The following is a 17,692-nucleotide window of genomic DNA, read 5'->3' on the forward strand; positions in this document are numbered from 1 at the left end:
CGGCAACAAGAACGTGGATGGCCGGGACAAGCCCGGCCATGACGAGGAAACAAAAAATGGCCGACCTCCCCGACGTCCCTCTCCCCGCCGGCATCCGCTCGCGCTATGTCGACGGCATCAACGGCTTGCGCATGCACGTGCTCGAAGCCGGCTTCGAGACCAAGGGGCGGCCCTGCATCCTCTTGCTGCACGGCTTTCCTGAGCTCGCCTTCTCCTGGCGCAAGGTGATGCCGGCGCTGGCCGCGGCCGGTTATCACGTGATCGCGCCGGACCAGCGCGGCTATGGCCGCACCACGGGATGGACCGCGGATTACGATGGCGATCTCACGCCGTTCTCGCTGCTCAACCTCGTGCGTGACGCCCTCGCCCTGGTGTCGGCGTTCGGCTACAGGCAGGTCGATCTCGCCGGGCATGATTTCGGCAGCCCGGTCGCGGCCTGGTGCGCCCTGATCCGGCCCGACGTGTTTCGCTCGGTGACACTGATGAGCGCGCCGTTCGGCGGAGCGCCGCCGCTGCCGTTTGGCACCGTCGACAGTCCGGCAATGCCGCCAGCAGAAGACCCCGTGCATCGCGAGCTCGCCGCGCTGCCGCGCCCGCGTAAACACTATCAATGGTACTACGCGACGCGCCCGGCCAACGCCGACATGCAGCACGCGCCGCAGGGCGTGCACGATTTCCTGCGCGCTTACTATCACCACAAGAGTGCGGACTGGACCGACAACAAGCCATATCCGCTGAAGTCGTGGTCCGCGGGCGAACTCGCCAAGCTGCCGACCTACTACGTGATGGACGCCTGCGAGACCATGGCGGAGACGGTTGCGAAGGAGATGCCCTCGCCGGCCGCGATCGCCGCCAACCAATGGCTGCCGGACAGCGACCTCGCCTATTACAGCGCCGAATACGGCCGCACCGGATTCCAGGGGGGCTTGCAATGGTACCGCTACGGCACCTCGGGCATGCTCAACAGCGAGATGCAGCTGTTTGCGGGCCGCAGCATTGACGTGCCCTCCTGCTTCATCTCGGGCAAGCAGGATTGGGGCACCTATCAGCGCCCCGGCGTGTTCGAAGCGATGCAGGGGCGCGGCTGCACGAAGATGCTCGGCTGCCATCTCGTCGACGGCGCCGGCCATTGGGTGCAGCAGGAACAGCCGGCCGAGGTGAGCCGCTTGCTGCTCGAGTTCCTCGCAAAAGCCGCCTGATTTGACCCGGGAACCCCGGCGCCTTATATAGTTTAGAATAATTCTAAACTATCAAACAGGGCCGCCGTGAAGACTTTTGCCGAACTGACCGAGCGCGAGGTGCTTGCGGTCGCGATCTCCTCCGAGGAGGAGGACAGCCGCATTTACATGACCTTCGCCGAGGACTTGCGCGAGCGTTACCCGGACACGTCGAAGATTTTCGAGGAGATGGCCGAGGAGGAACGCGGCCACCGGCATCGGCTGCTGAAACTCTATGAGGAACGCTTCGGCCAGCACCTGCCGCCGATCCGCCGCGAGAACGTCAAAGGCTTTCTGCGCCGGCGGCCGATCTGGCTGACGAAAAACCTGCCGCTCGACACCATCCGGAAGGAGGTCGAGACCATGGAGCTCGAGGCCGAGCGCTTCTACGCGCGGGCCGCCGAGCAGGCCGAGGATGTCGGCGTGCGCCGCCTGCTCGGCGATCTCGCCGAGGAGGAAAAGCATCACGAGAACCGCGCCGTTGCGCTGACCGACGAAATCCTGAAGCCGGACGTGCGCGCCGAGGAAGATCGCACGCGACGGCGGATGTTCGTGCTGCAATATGTGCAGCCGGGCCTCGCCGGCCTGATGGACGGATCGGTCTCGACGCTGGCTCCGCTGTTCGCCGCAGCTTTCGCCACCCACCAGAACTGGCAGACGTTTCTGGTCGGCCTCGCCGCCTCGATCGGCGCCGGCATCAGCATGGGCTTTGCGGAGGCGCTGTCCGACGACGGCTCGCTCACCGGGCGCGGTTCGCCATGGCTGCGCGGCATCACCTGCGGCGCAATGACGACGCTCGGCGGGCTCGGCCACACCCTGCCTTATCTCGTCCCAGACAGCTGGCCGAACGCATTCTGGATCGCAACGGGAATCGCCGGCGTCGTCGTGTTCTTCGAATTGTGGGCAATCGCCTTCATCCGCGCGCGCTACATGGACACCCCGTTCCTCCAGGCCGTGTTCCAGATCGTGCTCGGCGGCGCGATCGTGCTGGCGGTGGGGATCTTGATCGGGGCGGCGTAGCGACCTCACACTCTCTGTCATGCCCCGGCTTGACCGGGGCATCCAGTACGCCGCGGCGGATATGGCGAGAGCAAATTCTCCAACGCGGGCCTCTGGAATACTGGATCGCCCGGTCAAGCCGGGCGATGACAGCTAGCCGCATATCAATCGCGATCAAACGGCGGTTGCGGCATTCGGTCAAACTGCGCATCATCCCATCAGGGAAGCGCAGGAGCATGTCGTGGCGAAATCGGAATGGAGTTACAAGAGCGCGGTCGAGCTGTCGGCCGCGTTGACCGCAAAGAAGGTCTCCGCGGTCGAGCTCACGCAGGATGCGATCGATCGCATCGAACGTCACGACGGCAAGGTCAACGCGATCTGCGTCCGGGATTTCGACCGCGCGCTCGATGCGGCGCGCGCTGCGGACGCAGCACTTGCCCGCGGCGAACGCAAGCCTTTGCTCGGCCTGCCGATGACGGTGAAGGAATCCTACAACATTGCCGGCCTGCCGACGACCTGGGGCATTCCCGCGCAAAAGGATTTTATTGCCAAGGAGGATTCGCTGCCGGTCACGCGGGTGAAGGACACCGGCACGATCATCGTCGGCAAGACCAACGTGCCGCTGGGGCTCGGCGACTGGCAGAGCTACAACGACATCTACGGCACCACCAACAACCCCTACGATCTCGGCCGCACGCCGGGCGGCTCGTCCGGCGGCTCCTCGGCTGCGCTCGCCGCGGGTTATGGCCCGCTGTCGATCGGCTCCGACATCGGCGGCTCGCTGCGTGTGCCGGCGTTCCATTGCGGCATCTATGCGCACAAGCCGACCTTCAGTCTCGTCGCCATGCGCGGCCACACGCCGCCGCCGCTGCCGCCTTTGCCGTTCGAGCGCGATCTCTCGGTGATCGGCCCGATGGCGCGCAGCGCCGCCGATCTTTCGCTTGTGCTCGACGTGATGGCCGGGCCCGATCCGATCGACGCTGGCCTCGCCTACCGGCTCGAGCTGCCGGCGGCGCGGCACACCGCATTTAGGGATTTCCGCGTGCTGGTGATCGACACCGATCCGGTGATGCCGACCGACACCGCCGTGCGCAGCACGATCAACCGGCTGGCCGACAATCTCGCCAAGGCTGGCGTCAAGATCGAGCGCAGCAGCCGGCTGCTGCCGGATTTCGCGGCCTCCTCGCGGCTCTATATGCGCATGCTGATGTCGTTTCTCGGCTCGACCTTCGCGCCGGATGTCTACGCCGGCGCCAAGGCAGCCGCAGCGGCGTTGCCAGAGGGCGACAACAGCTTGGCTGCGGAACGGCTGCGCGGTATCGCGCTCAACCATCGCGACTGGCAGGCGGCCAACGGCGGGCGCACCCGCCTGCGCGCGCAAATGGCGCGAGCTGTTCAAGACGTACGACGCCGTGATCTGCCCGGTGATGCCGACGGCAGCCTATCCGCACGACCATTCGCCCGAGCAGGAAAAGCGCCGGATCAAGATCGACGGCAAGGAGCACGTCTATCCCGACCAGCTCGCCTGGCCGGGCATCGCGACGCTCCCCGGTCTGCCCTCGACCGCGATTCCGACGGGCTTTGCGCCTGATGGACTGCCCATCGGCGTGCAGATCGTCGGCCCGTGGCTGGAAGACCGCACGCCGCTCAAGCTCGCCGAGCTGATCGAGCGCGAATTCGGCGGGTTCGTGCCGCCCCCTTTGTTCAATGACTAGGTGAGAACCTCATCCTGAGGAGACCGCGCAGCGGTCGTCTCGAAGGATGGCTGCAGGTAAGATCGGGGCCTTCATGGTTCGAGACGGCGCTAACGCGCCTCCTCACCATGAGGGATCATAGAGGGAGGACAATGCAATGAGCCAAGACCTCGACCAGCTCACCGCGCTCAACCACGACTATGTCGCCTCCGTACAGAACTGCGACGTCAAACGCTTCGACGAAATTCTGGCGCCGGAGTTCTATTGCTCCAATCCCGACAAGTCTCTGGTCGACCGCGCAGCCTTCCTGGAGCAGACGGCGCGGCCGATCGCAATCCGCAATCTGCATGCGCATGATATCATCATCCGCATCATGGGCGATTTTGCCATCATCCACGCCGCCACCAGCTACACCACCGCCGACGGCCAGCAGGCAACGGGGCGGTACACGGATTGCTGGACGAAGAAGAACGGGACGTGGCTCGCGGTGTCAGCGCACGTGTCGCGGTGAGTTGAGGTCAGCCATCCTCACACTCCGCTGTCATGCCCCGGCTTGACCGGGGCATCCAGTACGCCGCGGCAATAGTCGGTTCACACAGCTTCCGCCGCGGAGTACAGGATCGCCCGCTTTCGCGGGCGATGACACCGTCATTGCGGTTGCTAGCTGTCAAACACAATCACGCTACGCAGCGTCTTGCCGGCCTTCATGTTGGCAAAACCCTCGTTGATCTCCGACAGTTTCAGCTTGGCCGAGATCCAGTCCTCGAGGTGCAGCCGGCCGCGCAGGTAGAAATCGACCAGCCTCGGCATGTCCACGCGAAAATGGTTGGAGCCCATCGATGAGCCCTGGATCCTGCGCTCGCGCAGGAAGTCAAAGCCGTGCAGCTCGATCTTCTGGCCGAACGGGATCATGCCGACGATGGTGGCCGTGCCGCCGGAGGCGAGCATGCCGAAGGCCTGTTCGGCGGTTTCCTTGCGGCCGAGCACCTCGAAGGAATGATGCACGCCGCCATTGGTGAGGTCGCGCACCTGCTTCACGACGTCGCCGTCGGCGGGATTGACGATGTCGGTCGCGCCCAGCTTGGTCGCGAGCTGGAGCTTTGCCGGATTGGTGTCGATGGCGATGATGCGTCCGGCGCCGGCGATCTGCGCGCCGTTGATCGCGGCCATGCCGACGCCGCCACAGCCGATCACAGCCACGGTCTCGCCGGCCGTCACCTTCGCCGTGTTCACGACCGCGCCGTAGCCGGTGATGACGCCGCAGCCGATCAGCGCGGCGAGATCGAGCGGCATCTCCTTCCTGATTTTGACGATGGCGTTCTCGTGCACCAGCATCTGCTCGGCGAAGGACGAGAGGTTGAGGAACTGGTGCAGTTTTTCAGGCTTCGACCATTGCATCCGGTTCGAGGCGCCCGGCAGCATCTTCACCGTGGTGTCGGTGCAGAGCACGGTGCGGCCCGTGGTGCAATTGTCGCAGGTGCCGCAAAACACCGACAGGCACGTCACGACGTGATCGCCCGGCTTCACATAGGTGACGTCGGAGCCGACCTGCTCGACGATGCCGGCGGACTCGTGCCCGAGCACCGCGGGCAGCGGATGCGGATACAGGCCTTCCATGAAGTGCAGATCGGAGTGACAGAGGCCGGCGACCGCCGTGCGGATCAAAACCTCGCGTGGGCCCGGCTTCGGCAGGCTGACATCCTCGATGACCAGCGGCTGATTGACTTCATAAAGGACGGCGGCCTTCATCGAGCACTCCCTATCGCTTCTTTTGGTTTGAGCGTGGAGTGTAGCCTACGCTGCCAGAACCAGTTCGCCAACCTCGCTCATGCCGGCGTCGCGATCCCCGAGCAGCAGCGCTGCGATCTTCGCTTGCGCGGCATTTTCCGTCAGCCGGAACGGATCGCTCGGCGCCACGCGATGGTCGATCACCAGCCGCGACAGCAGGAGCCGGCGCGCATCGCCGCGCATCTCGTGGATGCGATGCGCTTCCCAGGCGAGCGCGACCGCGCTTGCGACGTGATAGAGCAGGCTGGTCGCGCGGCGCGCATCGGCCTCGTTCTCGGAATTGCCCGCGACCTCGCGCGCGAAGCCGACGGCGCGATCGACGAGACCGCGCAAATTGTCGCGCCAGGCCTGCGGGACCGACGCGCTATCATCGAGCCGCGCATGCAGATCGGCTGATAGCGCGGATTCAGCGCCGTGGCGGCCGACCGCGCGCCGGAGCGCATCGATCGCGACGATGTTGCCGGTGCCCTCCCAGACCGAGCCGAGATGCGCATCGCGCAGCAGGCGGGGCGTGGCGAATTCCTCGATATAACCGATGCCGCCGCGCATCTCGAGCGCGTCGCCGCAAACCTTGCGCGCATCGCGCGTCGCACGGAATTTCAGCGTCGGCGTGAGGATGCGCAGCAGCGCCGCAGCATCCTGACTGCCAGCCTCGGCGCGGTCGAGTGCGTCGGCGGTCACAAAACTCATCGACAGCGCCTGCTCGACCGGCAGCATGATCTTCAGCATCTGCCGCCGTCCCAGCGGCAGGTCGATGATGCGCTTGCCGAACACCACGCGGTTCTTGGCGACCGTCATCGCATCATGATAGGCGCGGCGCATCAGCGCGGTGGATTTGACGCCATTGGAGAGCCGCGACGAGTTCACCATCTCGGCCATTTGCACAAAGCCGCGGTCGAGCTTGCCGACCGCATAGGCGATCGCGCCTTCGAGCTTGATCTCGCCCGAGGCCATCGAGCGGGTGCCGAGCTTGTCCTTCAGGCGCACGATCCGGTAATGGTTCTGCGAACCGTCGTCGAGGAAGCGCGGCATTAGGAACAGGCCGACGCCGCGCGTGCCGGGGCCGGCGCCTTCGGGGCGCGCCAGCAGCATCACGACCTTGGCATCGGCATTCGAGCAGAACCATTTCTCGCCATGGAGGCGCCAATGGTCGCCCTCCTGCACGGCGCGCGTGGTCAGCGTACCGACATCGGAGCCGCCCTCCTTCTCGGTCATGAACTGGCCGCCCTGGGTCAGCTTGCTCATGTCGGTCTGGGTGAGACCGTCGAGATATTTCGCCTTCAGCGCCTCGCTGCCGAAATTCGCCAAGAGCTTTGCGCAGCCGTCGGTGACGTTGATCGGGCAGCCCATGCCGAATTCGGTCTGGTTGAACAGGAAGGTGAAGGCGTGCTTGGCCACGACGGGATATTTGTCCGGCCATCCCATGATGCCCTTGCGGATCGAAAGCGCGTGGATGCCGAACTCGCCGAAGGCCGCGCTCTCCAGTTCGCGATAGGCCGGGTGATATTCGATCCACTGCACGTCGCGGCCGAACTTGTCGCGCTGGTGCAGTACCGGCGTGTGCCGGTCGGCGAGCCGCGCGCATTCGTCGAGATGGCCGCCGGCGAGTTCGCCGAGGCGATCGAGATGCGGCTCGATGTGGCGGAACAGCGGGTCCGGCAGATGGATACGCAACAGATCCGTCAGCGCCGGATCGGCGCGATAGAAATTCATGCCTGATGTATCGGGCGCCAGCAGACCGGATGGTGCGGCCGCGACACTTTTTGGCTCACCTGTGACCCGCTTGTGCATGATCGTCCTCTTCGTTCCCGCCCGACGGCAATTCTTATCGCTTGCCGCTTGGGATGATGTCGATCATGCTCCAGTCGCAAAGGCGGATAAAGCCGCAAATTGTCAGGGAGGCATGATCGCCGTGAAGGAGCAATTCGCTCTGCGGAATTATGATCGACCCGGCTGGTTGTCCGCGCGGCGGATGCATAGATCAGCGGCTTCCCGTCTCCGAGAGATCACGCCATGGAACATCCGAAATACAAGATCGCCCTCATCGTTGGCGCCGGCGAAGGCCTGAGCGCCTCGCTCGCTCGGCTGCTGTCTGCGCAAGGCATCCGCGTCGCGCTGGCCGCGCGCAAGATCGAGAAATTAGGTGCGCTCTGTAGCGAGACCGGCGCCAAGGCCTATGCCTGCAACGCCACCGAACCTGAGGAGGTCGAGCGGCTGTTCGGCCTGATCGAACGCGAGATCGGCACGCCCGACCTCGTCGTCTACAACGCCAGCGGCCGCACGCGCGGGCCGTTCGTCGATCTCGTTCCGGCCGATATCGCGCAGGCGATCGCGATCAGCGCCTATGGCGGCTTCCTGGTGGCGCAGCAGGCGGCCAAGCGCATGCTGCCGAACAAGCACGGCGCGATCCTGTTCACCGGCGCCTCGGCGAGCGTCAAGGGCTATGCACAGTCGGCCTCGTTCGCGATGGGCAAATTCGCGCTGCGCGGGCTGGCGCAGAGCCTGGCGCGCGAGCTCTCGCCGCAGGGCATCCACATCGCGCATTTCGTGATCGACGGCGGCATCCGCAGCGCGGCGCGGACCGAACCCGCCGACAAGCCGGATTCGATGCTCGATCCCGACGCGATCGCGGAGAGCTACTGGAACGTGCTGCAGCAGCCGCGCAGCGCCTGGAGCTGGGAGCTGGAGCTGCGGCCGTGGGTGGAGAAGTTTTGAGTTGAGCTGTCGTAGGGTGGGCAAAGGCGCATAGCGCCGTGCCCACCGCCGTGAATGAACAAACAGATGGTGAGCACGCTGCGCCTTGCTCACCCTACAAGGGCGGGAATCATGACCACGGAAACCACCATCGATACCGGCACCAACGAACTCCTCTGCGTCATCCGCGACCGCGTCGCGGTGATCACGCTGAACCGGCCAGAGGCGCGCAACGCGCTGTCGGACACCTTGACGCCGGCACTGCGGACGATGATCCGCACCTGCGGCGAGAGCCCCGAAGTCGGCGCGCTTCTGATCACCGGCGCGGGCGCGGCCTTCTGCGCCGGCGGCAACGTCAAGGGCATGGGCGCGCATCGCGACCAAGCCAAGCTCGACATGTCCTTTGACGACAAGGTCGCCGATCTCCAGGAACGGCAGCGGCTGCTCACCGGCGCGCTGGTGTCGGTGCGCAAGCCGACCATCGCCGCCCTGCCCGGTCCCGCGGTCGGCGCCGGGCTCGCCATTGCCATGGCCTGCGACATCCGCATCGCCGCGCAATCGGCCTTCGTCGCCACCGGCTACGCCCGCATCGCGCTGAGCGGCGATTACGGCATCGCCTGGCTCCTGACCCGGCTGGTAGGCACCGCGCGGGCCCGTGAACTGCTGTTCACCGGCGATCGCGTCGACGCCGCGCGCGCCGAGACAATCGGCCTCGTCAACCGCGTCGTACCCGACGACAGACTGCAAGCCGAGGCCTTTGCGCTGGCCAAGTCGCTCGCCGAAGGCCCGCGTCAGGCGCTGCGCTACATGAAGGACAATCTCGACGAAGCCCTGCTGTTCGATTTCGAGACCGCTCGCGACCACGAAGCCGGACGGCTGATCCGCCTGACCACGACCGCTGATCACAAGGAAGCCGTGCAGGCCTTCATCGAGAAGCGGAAAGCAGTGTTCACGGGGAAGTAGGGGCTACGGTCCAAACCATTCGATCATTCCATATAGTAGGTACCCCATTTTCAGGAGGGCTGAATGGACTGGTCTGAGGTGGTGCGGAAAGCCGCCATCCTTGCGGAGAAAACGGGCTACGTTACTTTCGATCAACTGAACGAGTTGATGCCGTCCACAACGATCGAGCCGGAAGACATCGAAGCCGTACTCACCGCTCTCGGCGACCAGGGTATCTGGATCGCGGAGGAATAGGCCCGCACCGTCATTTCCTCGATTGGGAAGCACCAGTTTCGCCTCTCGCAAAATCCACGAACGCGCGCAGCGCTGCGGGCAATTGGCGGCGGCTTGGATAGTACAGGAAGAAGCCGGGATAGGCCGGGCACCAGTCGGCGAGCACGCGAGCCAGCTTACGCTTGGCGAGCAGCGCTTCGACCTGCGCCTCAAACACGTAGGCAAGCCCAGCGCCGTCGAGCGCCGCATCGACCATCAGATCCTGGTCGTTCATCGTCAGCGGTCCCGCGACGTCGATCGCGAGCTCGATGCCGCCGCGCTCGAATTCCCAATGATAGAGCGCGCCTGAGGTGAAACGGTAGCGGATGCAGGGCAGGCCTTTCAGGTCGCGCGGCGTGGTGGGCGGCTTGCGCGATTTGAAGAACCCGGGCGTGCCGACCACGGCAAAACGGTGCCGCGGGCCGATCGGGACCGCAATCATGTCGGCGGCAATGGTCTCGCCGAAACGCACGCCGGCATCGAAGCCGGCCGCGACCATGTCGATCAGGGCGTCGTTGATGACGATCTCGACGCTGACGTCGGGGAATGATTTCAGGAAACGCGTCACGATCGGCAGCAGTACCAGCTGCGCGGACTGGCGCGCAGCGGTGAAGCGCAGCGTGCCGGCGGGCTTGCCGCGGAAATTGTTGAGGTCCTCGAGCGCGTCGTCGATGTCGCGAAAGGCCGGCGTGATGCGGGCAAACAGCCGCTCGCCGGCCTCGGTGAGCGCGACGCTGCGGGTGGTGCGGTTGACGAGGCGCAGGCCGAGCCGCTCTTCGACATTGCGCAAAGCGTGGGACAGCGCCGATGGCGTGACGCCGAGCTCGGTCGCCGCCGCGCGAAAACTGCGGTGGCGGGCAATGGCGAGAAAGGTCGCGAGGTCGGACGGGTCGATCCGCATTGATGAATTTTTTTCAGCAGCTTGCAAAATATATAGCGGATTATCTCAGTTATGGCGAGCCGTTACACCTTGCCCATCGGCTCGGCACACCGCCGGACCAAAATGGAAAGGGCAACACCATGCGTGTCTGGTTCATCACAGGAGCATCCCGCGGATTTGGTGCTTTGATCGCCGAGGCCGCCTTGAAGGCCGGCGACGCCGTGGTCGCGACCGCGCGCGATCCGTCCACTGTCACCGCGCGCCTCGGCGCGCACGAGCGCCTGCTGGCCACCCGGCTCGACGTCACCAGCGAGGCCGAGGCGCATGAGGCCGCAGGTCAGGCCGTGAAGAAGTTCGGCCGCATCGATATCCTGGTCAACAATGCCGGCTACGGCCTGCTCGGCGCGATCGAGGAGGCCAGCGGCGCGGAGACGCAAAAGCTGTTCGGCACGAATGTGTTCGGCCTGCTCGGTGTCACCCGCGCGGTGCTGCCGCATATGCGCCGCCAGCGTTCCGGCCACGTCATCAACATCTCGTCGGTCGGCGGCTACACCGGTTATCCCGGCTGGGGCGTCTATGGCGCGACCAAGTTCGCGGTCGAGGGTCTAAGCGAAGCGCTGGCCGGCGAAGTCGCGCCACTCGGCATCAAGGTCACTGTGGTCGAGCCGGGCTTCTTCCGCACCGATTTCCTCGACGACACCTCGCTGTCGCGCACCGCGCAGGTGATCGACGACTATCACGAGAGCGTCGGCAAGACCCGCGCTCACGCCGTCGAATTCAACCACGGCCAGCGCGGCGATCCGCGCAAGCTGGCGCAGGCCTTCCTGACGCTGGTCGATGCCAAGAACCCGCCGCTGCGCCTGCCGCTCGGCAGCGACACCGTGGAGCGGATCGAGGCGAAGAACCTCTTCGTTGCACGGGAGCTGGCGGGATGGCGGTCGGTCGCGACCTCGACCGACTTCACCAATGACGGCGCTTGAGTGAAGGCAAAAAAAGGCCCGGCTCTGGACGACCAGGCCGGGCTCGCAGTGGTGTCAGGCCGAGGCTGAGGGGCTGTCGGCCTGACGGGAAAGGGCGGCGAGGCGCCAGCTCGCGCAGGGAATGTCTTTCGGTGCGACGTTGATCTCCTTGTCGAAGCGCACCAGCTTCCAGTCATCGGGATGATTGACGAAAGCGAAGCCGGATTTGCGGGCGAGCGAGATCATGGTCTCGTTGGAGCGCAGCGTGTCGCCGAACATGTGCTCGGCACCGAGCGCGGCCGCGCGGCATTCGAGATTCTTCATCAGCGCGGTGGCGATGCCGTGGCCCTGCCAGCGATCGTCGACCGACAGGCCGAACTCGAGTGTGGAAGTCTCGGCATGGAAGGCGTAGCGCGCTTCGGCAACGATGGTCTCGAAGCCGTCGACCATCTTGGTCGCGACAACGGTAAAGCGCTCGCGCGCTCCGACATCGAGGAATTCGCTCAGCAGGCCCTTCGGCAATTCGCTGATCGCACCGAAGAAGCGGTTGTAGCGGGAGCGGATCGAGAGCGATCGGAAATAGTGCTGAAGCTCCTCGGTGTCGCGCGGCTCGACGAAGCGGATGTTGATCGCCTCACCCTGCCGGGTGCGCAGCACGTCCGAATATTGCTTCAGATCTTCCAGTCGAAGAGTGCTCATGACACGAGCCCTGCGGAAAGAGGGACCGCCGGCGCCCCTGTGATCAGGCGGCGCCAGCCTGGCGGCCAATCAGGCCCGCCAGAAGGGTTTGTCAGCCTCGTAGGCGATGTCGGTCCAGGACAGGCCGACGTCGTGGAGATCGCGGGCCGTCCAATGGGTCAGTTCGCGGCGGGTCCGGTAGCGCTCGTGCCAGACGTGAAGCATTTCGCCGATCTGCTGGATGAGGCCGGGCGCATGATGATTTGTCATCGAATTGTGGGTCAAAGTAGACATTTTCAGCTCCTTGAGCTAACTTGACTGCTAATATCTGCTTGCTACTGCGCTGCGACAAACGACAATTTGTACCCCTTCGCATGAAATAACGTCATGCATCCTGCTGCCAGATGACTGCCAGATTGCCCTCCCTGAACGGATTGCGGGCCTTTGAGGCCGCCGCGCGCCATCTCAGCTTCACGCTGGCCGCGTCCGAGCTGAACGTGACCCAGACCGCGATCAGCCATCAGATCCGGCGGCTCGAGGAGGAGCTCGGCATCCGCCTGTTCGTCCGGCAGAACCGCGCGCTGGCGCTGACGCCGGAAGCGCGCGACTATTTGCCGGGCGTCCGCGCCGCCTTCAACGACCTCCGCCTTGCGACCGACCGGCTGCTGCGCAAGGACGACGACAAGGTGCTGACCGTCTCGACGCTGGCATCGCTCGCCGCGAAATGGCTGCTGCCGCGGCTGACCGATTTCCAGGAGCAGCACCCCGGCATCGACGTCCGCATCACCACCTCGACCAGCCTCGTCGATTTCCAGCGCGACAATGTCGATGCCGCGATTCGCTATGGCCGCGGTCAATGGCCGGGCCTGCGCGCCGACTGGCTGATGGCGGACGAGCTGTTTCCGGTGTGCAGTCCGTCGCTGCTGCGCGGCGACAAGCCGCTGCGCCAGCCTGAGGATCTCAAAGGCTATCCGCTGCTGCACACCTCCAATGCCAACAGCGATGACTGGCGGCTATGGCTGACGGCGGCCGGCCTTCCGGGCGACATCGCCAGGCAGCCCGGCATCACCTTCGACATGATCTTCATGACCATCCAGGCCGCAATCGACGGCATCGGCGTGGCGATGGGCCGGACCTCCTACGTCCAGGACGACATCGCCAAGGGCCGGCTCGTGGTGCCCTTCAAGATCGCGCTGCCGGCCGATGCCGGCTTCTACCTGGTCGCGCCGGAGGGCCGGCGCGAGGCGCCGAAGCTGGCCGCGTTCCGCGAGTGGATGATCACTGCAACGCAGAATAAAGCCTGAAAAATCATCAGCTTCCGCGGTGAAATCGATTGACTCGCCGCGCCCCGCGCGAGAGGGGTAGGACAGATTGTCGCAGCAGGCAATCTGCTGCCTTGCCGTGGAATGAGTTCCGGTCCGGCCGCGCCTTTCAGGGGAGTAACGTCATGGCTGGACCAGCAACCAATCCGCCCGAGATCAAGTCGCGCATCGGCGCAATCCTGCGCGCCACATCCGGCAATTTTCTCGAGCAGTTCGATTTCTTCCTGTTCGGCTTCTATGCCGCCGCGATCGGCAAGGCGTTTTTCCCCTCCACCAACGAGACGGCGTCGCTGCTCAACACTTTCGGGGTGTTCTGGCTCGGCGCGCTGATGCGCCCCGTCGGCGCGATCGTGCTCGGCGCCTACATCGACCGCATCGGCCGCCGCCAGGGCCTGATCGTCACGCTCGGCATCATGGCCATCGGCACCGTCGTGATCGCTTTCTGCCCGAGCTATGCGACCATCGGCATCGCGGCGCCCGTCATCGTGCTGATCGGCCGTTTGCTGCAGGGCTTCTCCGCCGGCGTCGAGCTCGGCGGCGTCTCGGTCTATCTCGCGGAAATCTCCACGCCCGGCAATCGCGGCTTCTACACCTCGTTCCAGTCGTCGAGCCAGCAGGTCGCGATCTTCGTGGCCTCGATCCTCGGCTTCATCCTGTCCGAGGTGATGCCGGCGGACGTCGTGACCGCCTGGGGCTGGCGCATTCCCTTCTTCGTCGGTTGCCTCATCATTCCCCTGATCTTCATGCTGCGGCGGACGCTCGAGGAAACGCCGGCCTTCCTCGCCATGAAGAAGCACCCGACGGCAAACGAGGTGTTCGCCTCCGCGCTCGCCAACTGGCGCATCGTCATCCTCGGCATGATGATCGCGGTCCTGACCACGACGACATTCTACTTCGTCACCGTGTACACGCCGACCTTCGGCAAGACGGTGCTGAAGCTCTCGACGCAGGACGCACTGCTCGTGACGCTGCTCGTCGCCGTGACCAACTTCTTCTGGAATCCCGTCGGCGGCGCGCTGTCCGATCGCATCGGCCGCAAGCCGGTACTGCTCGCCATCGCCGGCCTGGCGCTCGTCACCGCCTACCCGGCACTGTCCTGGCTGGTCGCCGCGCCGACTTTCGGCAAACTGCTCGCGGTCGAGATGTTGTTCTCGTTCTATTTCGGCATGTACAGCGGCACCATGCTCGGTGCTCTCGTCGAGATCGTGCCGGCGCATGTCCGCACCACCTGCTTCTCGCTGGCCTTCGCGCTCGCCGCTGCGCTGTTCGGCACGTTCACGCCATTCGCCTCGACCTTGCTGATCGACTACACCGGCAACAAAGCCTCACCCGGCTTCTGGCTGATGTTCGCCGCTGCGCTTGGCATCATTGCCGCATCGATCGTCTATCGCGGTGGCCGCCAAGCGGTGACGACGTACGATGCGACCGGTGAAGCGGCGCCGGCGGTGAGCCACTGATGGTCATTCCGGGGCGCCTCGAAGAGGCGAACCCGGAATCCATTTCTCCCAACATTCTTGCGGCACGATGGATTTCGGGCTCGATGCTTCGCATCGCCCCGGAATGACAGTGACCTAAAGCTCCACCACCACGTAATCGCTCTCGACCTTCACCGGGATGGTCTCGGCGACATACGGGCCCTTCACCACACTCGCACCCGGCTCGACATGCGCCGGATAGGCCTTCACGCGGAAGCGGCGGGGGTCGCAATAGGACTGGCCGGTGCGGATGTCGAACTCCCAACCGTGCCAGGGGCAGCGGATGATCTCGCCGAGCTTGGTGTATTCGATCTCGCCGGGATCCTTTGATTGCGCGAGCCCGATCAGCGGGCCCTCGCACAGCGCGGCGCCCTGATGCGGGCAGCGGTTCATCAGGCCGAAATACTCGCCCTTGATGTTGAAGACCGCGATCGGCCGTCCGTCGATCTCCAGAAATTTTCGCGTGCCCGGCGGAAGCTCATCCACCGCCGCAATCACGTGCCGCGCCATGCTTATGTCTTCCGCATGATCTGATCGGAAAACCGCTTCACACTTTTCCGGATCATGCGGCTATCCCATAGAGCTTGCGCGCATTGCCGAGATAGAACGCTTCGCGGTTGGCGTCGCTGACGCCCGCCGGCAGCACGCGCGACGGCTCGTCATAGTCCCAATGCGGATAGTCGGTCGCGAACAGCAGTCGGTCCCAGCCGATCCATTTGATGACGTCGAACAGGTCCTCGCGCCGCTCCGGGTCCTCCATCGGCTGCGTGGTCCACCACACCTGCTCGCGGATATATTCCGACGGCGGCCGCTTCACATGCGGCACTTCGCTGCGCAGCCGGTGCCAGACCTTGTCGAGCCGCCAGGCGAGCGACGGGGCCCAGCCGAAGCCGGCCTCGATCATCACCATCTTCAGCTTCGGAAAGCGCTCGAACACACCTTCCAAGACAAGGCTCGCCAGCGCCGATTGCTGGCACTGCGAGTGGCCCACCATCTCCTCGATGTAATAGGAAGGCCAGCCGGACGGCGTGATCGGATTGCCACCGAAGCCGAAAGCGTGCACGCCGACGGGAAGCCCTGCCTCTTCCGCGGCCTGGTAGATCGGCCAGTAACGGCGCTGGCCGAGCGGCTCGACATTGCGGCTGAGCAGCAGCACCTGCACGAAATTCTTGTCGCCGGCGCGCTCGCGGATCTCAGCGGCGGCCGACAGGCCGTCCTCATTGCCGACGACAATGGACGCCTTCAGACGCTTGTCCTTGCTGGTCCATTTGTCGATCTGCCAGTCGTTGATCGCCGAGCACAGCGCCGCCGAAAGCTCGTGATTGCGGATGCCCTGCCCGGTGTTGAGCGGATTGAGCACGCCGAGTTCCACGTTGTTGGGATCGAGCAGCTGCTTCTGCATGAAGGACAACGAAGAGCCCTGCGGCCCGCCTTCCGGCGGATAGGCGTCGCGACGCGATGCGTTGGGCTGGGCCTTCGGATAGGGCGGGCCTTCCATCATGCCCTGATAGGCATGGACGCCGTAGACTTCGAGATGATGCTGCCAGCGTTTCGCTAGATAAGGATAGAGCTCGGTGCGGGTGGCGCGTGCCGGATGGATGTCGCAGTCCGCGATTGCGGTTTTGACGGTCAGTGGGGAAGCGGCTTCGGTGCTCTCGCGGAATTGGACATTCATCGCCTTGCCTCCTTTGGCAGCGGGCTAAGTCAGGCGGGGATAGGTCGCATGCGGATTTTCGATCATGATCTTGCGCACGAGATCGGGGGTGAGGCCCTCGGGCAGCGCGTCCTGGCCGTCGAATTGCCAGTGCGGATAGTCCGTGGAGAATAGAACCAATTCGTCGGACTGCATATGATCAAACAGGCGAATTAATGTCTCAGGTTCCGGCGGCGCATCAAATGGCTGTAAAGAGAACCGGATGTTGCTGCGCACAATGTCGAGCGGCGCGCGATCGACCCATGGCGTCTCCATTCGCACCCCGCGCCAGAACTTGTGCAGGCGCCAGAGAAAAGGGGAGATCCAGGAGACGCCGGATTCGAGCATGACCATTTTCAGCCGCGGATATTTGGCGAACACGCCCTCGACGATCAGACTGGTGAGCTGAGTCTGGAACGCCTGGGCCTGACCGACATAATCCTCGATGTGATAGGAACCCCAGCCCACGGCAGTCGGCGGATTGTGATAGGCGGAACCGGCGTGAATCCCGATGGGCAGCTGGAGCCGTTCCGCCGCCTCGTAGATCGGCCACACCGCGCGCTTGCCGAGCGGCGTGTCGCCCATGACCAGCATCAGCACCTGCACGAAGCGGCGGTCCTGTGCGCAGCGCTCGATCTCGGCGACGGCTTTCTCGACACTTTGCGTGGGGATCACGATCGAACCACGCAGCCGTGAATCGCGATCGAGCCATTCCTTCACCAGCCACTCGTTCAACGCGCGGCAGAAGGCGGCCTGCAAATCTTCCGAAAACACCATCTGCACGCCGTAGAGTGGATTGCAGATGGCGTATGTGAGCTGGAAGGGATCGAGCAGATGGCGCTGCATGTCCTCCAGGCTTGCGCCGGGCTTGCCGGTTTCCGGCCGCCAATCGGGACGCGCCACGATCGGCGAGTTCTGCGGATAGGATTGCGAGACAAGGTCGACCATGCCGCGCGTCGTCACCTGATCGCGCCAATAGTCATTCAGGTACGGCAGCAGGCTGGTCAGATGCGGCACGGCCGGATGCACGTCGCAATCCACCCCGCCGGCGATCAGGGACGCCATCACGTCTCCTTCA

At 64.6% G+C, this 17,692-nt stretch carries 17 protein-coding genes and 1 pseudogene; 10 read left to right on the plus strand and 8 right to left on the minus strand.

Annotated features, from left to right (window positions below; genetic code table 11):
• Positions 1–56: 56 nt before the first annotated feature.
• From ABIB99_RS13050 to ABIB99_RS13065, 4 genes and pseudogenes are all read left to right on the plus strand, one after another.
• Complete coding sequence (locus tag ABIB99_RS13050; protein ID WP_354176072.1) at positions 57–1,199, plus strand: alpha/beta hydrolase; 1,143 nt, start codon at positions 57–59, stop codon at positions 1,197–1,199.
• Positions 1,200–1,265: 66 nt separating this feature from the next.
• Positions 1,266–2,237, plus strand: a complete 972-nt coding sequence (gene mbfA, locus ABIB99_RS13055) for an iron exporter MbfA (RefSeq protein WP_085403465.1) — start codon at positions 1,266–1,268, stop codon at positions 2,235–2,237.
• 220 nt (positions 2,238–2,457) lie between these two features.
• Positions 2,458–3,931, plus strand: a pseudogene (locus ABIB99_RS13060) (amidase).
• A gap of 136 nt (positions 3,932–4,067) precedes the next feature.
• Entirely contained in the window at positions 4,068–4,421 is a 354-nt protein-coding gene (locus tag ABIB99_RS13065; RefSeq protein ID WP_354176075.1) for a nuclear transport factor 2 family protein, read from the plus strand.
• Between the two features lie 149 nt (positions 4,422–4,570).
• Here the strand turns inward: ABIB99_RS13065 and ABIB99_RS13070 are convergent, their stop codons facing one another.
• Both ABIB99_RS13070 and ABIB99_RS13075 read right to left on the minus strand, forming a co-directional pair.
• The gene (locus ABIB99_RS13070; RefSeq protein WP_354176076.1) at positions 4,571–5,659 is read right to left on the minus strand and encodes a Zn-dependent alcohol dehydrogenase; all 1,089 of its coding nucleotides are present in this window, start codon (positions 5,657–5,659) and stop codon (positions 4,571–4,573) included.
• 45 nt (positions 5,660–5,704) lie between these two features.
• Positions 5,705–7,489: an acyl-CoA dehydrogenase family protein gene (locus ABIB99_RS13075; protein WP_354176078.1), complete on the minus strand. Its 1,785-nt coding sequence runs from the start codon at positions 7,487–7,489 to the stop codon at positions 5,705–5,707.
• A 222-nt stretch (positions 7,490–7,711) separates the two neighbouring features.
• Between ABIB99_RS13075 and ABIB99_RS13080 the strand changes: the two genes are divergently transcribed.
• The 3 genes from ABIB99_RS13080 to ABIB99_RS13090 all read left to right on the plus strand — a co-directional run bounded on the left by ABIB99_RS13080 (position 7,712) and on the right by ABIB99_RS13090 (position 9,589).
• Positions 7,712–8,413: an SDR family NAD(P)-dependent oxidoreductase gene (locus ABIB99_RS13080; RefSeq protein WP_354176080.1), complete on the plus strand. Its 702-nt coding sequence runs from the start codon at positions 7,712–7,714 to the stop codon at positions 8,411–8,413.
• Between the two features lie 111 nt (positions 8,414–8,524).
• Complete coding sequence (locus ABIB99_RS13085; RefSeq protein ID WP_354176081.1) at positions 8,525–9,355, plus strand: enoyl-CoA hydratase; 831 nt, start codon at positions 8,525–8,527, stop codon at positions 9,353–9,355.
• 63 nt (positions 9,356–9,418) lie between these two features.
• Positions 9,419–9,589 (plus strand): RNA polymerase sigma factor region1.1 domain-containing protein, encoded by a 171-nt coding sequence (locus ABIB99_RS13090; RefSeq protein WP_354176083.1) that lies wholly within the window; start codon positions 9,419–9,421, stop codon positions 9,587–9,589.
• Between the two features lie 10 nt (positions 9,590–9,599).
• Here the strand turns inward: ABIB99_RS13090 and ABIB99_RS13095 are convergent, their stop codons facing one another.
• Positions 9,600–10,508: a LysR family transcriptional regulator gene (locus ABIB99_RS13095; RefSeq protein WP_354176084.1), complete on the minus strand. Its 909-nt coding sequence runs from the start codon at positions 10,506–10,508 to the stop codon at positions 9,600–9,602.
• Positions 10,509–10,627: 119 nt separating this feature from the next.
• Between ABIB99_RS13095 and ABIB99_RS13100 the strand changes: the two genes are divergently transcribed.
• Entirely contained in the window at positions 10,628–11,467 is an 840-nt protein-coding gene (locus ABIB99_RS13100) for an oxidoreductase (protein ID WP_354176086.1), read from the plus strand.
• A gap of 54 nt (positions 11,468–11,521) precedes the next feature.
• On the opposite strand, the gene ABIB99_RS13105 is transcribed toward ABIB99_RS13100, so the two are convergent.
• Both ABIB99_RS13105 and ABIB99_RS13110 read right to left on the minus strand, forming a co-directional pair.
• Positions 11,522–12,145, minus strand: a complete 624-nt coding sequence (locus tag ABIB99_RS13105; protein ID WP_354176088.1) for a GNAT family N-acetyltransferase — start codon at positions 12,143–12,145, stop codon at positions 11,522–11,524.
• A gap of 69 nt (positions 12,146–12,214) precedes the next feature.
• Positions 12,215–12,418 carry a DUF1127 domain-containing protein gene (locus tag ABIB99_RS13110; RefSeq protein WP_354176090.1) on the minus strand — a complete coding sequence of 68 codons (204 nt, stop codon included), beginning with the start codon at positions 12,416–12,418 and terminating at the stop codon, positions 12,215–12,217.
• 110 nt (positions 12,419–12,528) lie between these two features.
• Here ABIB99_RS13110 and ABIB99_RS13115 point away from each other — a divergent pair, with 110 nt between their 5' ends.
• Together ABIB99_RS13115 and ABIB99_RS13120 are read left to right on the plus strand one after the other, a co-directional pair.
• Complete coding sequence (locus tag ABIB99_RS13115) at positions 12,529–13,428, plus strand: transcriptional regulator GcvA (protein WP_354176091.1); 900 nt, start codon at positions 12,529–12,531, stop codon at positions 13,426–13,428.
• Positions 13,429–13,571: 143 nt separating this feature from the next.
• Positions 13,572–14,903: an MFS transporter gene (locus ABIB99_RS13120; protein WP_063980833.1), complete on the plus strand. Its 1,332-nt coding sequence runs from the start codon at positions 13,572–13,574 to the stop codon at positions 14,901–14,903.
• Positions 14,904–15,017: 114 nt separating this feature from the next.
• Here the strand turns inward: ABIB99_RS13120 and ABIB99_RS13125 are convergent, their stop codons facing one another.
• From ABIB99_RS13125 to ABIB99_RS13135, 3 genes are read right to left on the minus strand one after another with little or no spacing between them, the layout of a single operon-like run.
• Complete coding sequence (locus ABIB99_RS13125) at positions 15,018–15,431, minus strand: Rieske (2Fe-2S) protein (RefSeq protein WP_028149261.1); 414 nt, start codon at positions 15,429–15,431, stop codon at positions 15,018–15,020.
• A gap of 52 nt (positions 15,432–15,483) precedes the next feature.
• Complete coding sequence (locus ABIB99_RS13130; RefSeq protein ID WP_028149262.1) at positions 15,484–16,596, minus strand: amidohydrolase family protein; 1,113 nt, start codon at positions 16,594–16,596, stop codon at positions 15,484–15,486.
• 24 nt (positions 16,597–16,620) lie between these two features.
• Complete coding sequence (locus tag ABIB99_RS13135; protein ID WP_354176094.1) at positions 16,621–17,679, minus strand: amidohydrolase family protein; 1,059 nt, start codon at positions 17,677–17,679, stop codon at positions 16,621–16,623.
• Positions 17,680–17,692 lie beyond the last annotated feature (13 nt).

Origin of the sequence: Bradyrhizobium sp. LA6.1, assembly GCF_040547805.1 — a bacterium.
GTDB classification, from domain to species: domain Bacteria; phylum Pseudomonadota; class Alphaproteobacteria; order Rhizobiales; family Xanthobacteraceae; genus Bradyrhizobium; species Bradyrhizobium barranii.

Bases quoted from the DNA above. Each gene is read 5' to 3' on its own strand.
- ABIB99_RS13050 (WP_354176072.1), top strand. From the start codon at position 57: ATGGCCGACCTCCCCGACGTCCCTCTCCCCGCCGGCATCCGCTCGCGC.
- ABIB99_RS13065 (WP_354176075.1), top strand. From the start codon at position 4,068: ATGAGCCAAGACCTCGACCAGCTCACCGCGCTCAACCACGACTATGTC.
- ABIB99_RS13070 (WP_354176076.1), bottom strand. From the start codon at position 5,659: ATGAAGGCCGCCGTCCTTTATGAAGTCAATCAGCCGCTGGTCATCGAG.
- ABIB99_RS13075 (WP_354176078.1), bottom strand. From the start codon at position 7,489: ATGCACAAGCGGGTCACAGGTGAGCCAAAAAGTGTCGCGGCCGCACCA.
- ABIB99_RS13080 (WP_354176080.1), top strand. From the start codon at position 7,712: ATGGAACATCCGAAATACAAGATCGCCCTCATCGTTGGCGCCGGCGAA.
- ABIB99_RS13085 (WP_354176081.1), top strand. From the start codon at position 8,525: ATGACCACGGAAACCACCATCGATACCGGCACCAACGAACTCCTCTGC.
- ABIB99_RS13090 (WP_354176083.1), top strand. From the start codon at position 9,419: ATGGACTGGTCTGAGGTGGTGCGGAAAGCCGCCATCCTTGCGGAGAAA.
- ABIB99_RS13095 (WP_354176084.1), bottom strand. From the start codon at position 10,508: ATGCGGATCGACCCGTCCGACCTCGCGACCTTTCTCGCCATTGCCCGC.
- ABIB99_RS13100 (WP_354176086.1), top strand. From the start codon at position 10,628: ATGCGTGTCTGGTTCATCACAGGAGCATCCCGCGGATTTGGTGCTTTG.
- ABIB99_RS13105 (WP_354176088.1), bottom strand. From the start codon at position 12,145: ATGAGCACTCTTCGACTGGAAGATCTGAAGCAATATTCGGACGTGCTG.
- ABIB99_RS13110 (WP_354176090.1), bottom strand. From the start codon at position 12,418: ATGTCTACTTTGACCCACAATTCGATGACAAATCATCATGCGCCCGGC.
- ABIB99_RS13115 (WP_354176091.1), top strand. From the start codon at position 12,529: ATGACTGCCAGATTGCCCTCCCTGAACGGATTGCGGGCCTTTGAGGCC.
- ABIB99_RS13120 (WP_063980833.1), top strand. From the start codon at position 13,572: ATGGCTGGACCAGCAACCAATCCGCCCGAGATCAAGTCGCGCATCGGC.
- ABIB99_RS13125 (WP_028149261.1), bottom strand. From the start codon at position 15,431: ATGGCGCGGCACGTGATTGCGGCGGTGGATGAGCTTCCGCCGGGCACG.
- ABIB99_RS13130 (WP_028149262.1), bottom strand. From the start codon at position 16,596: ATGAATGTCCAATTCCGCGAGAGCACCGAAGCCGCTTCCCCACTGACC.
- ABIB99_RS13135 (WP_354176094.1), bottom strand. From the start codon at position 17,679: ATGGCGTCCCTGATCGCCGGCGGGGTGGATTGCGACGTGCATCCGGCC.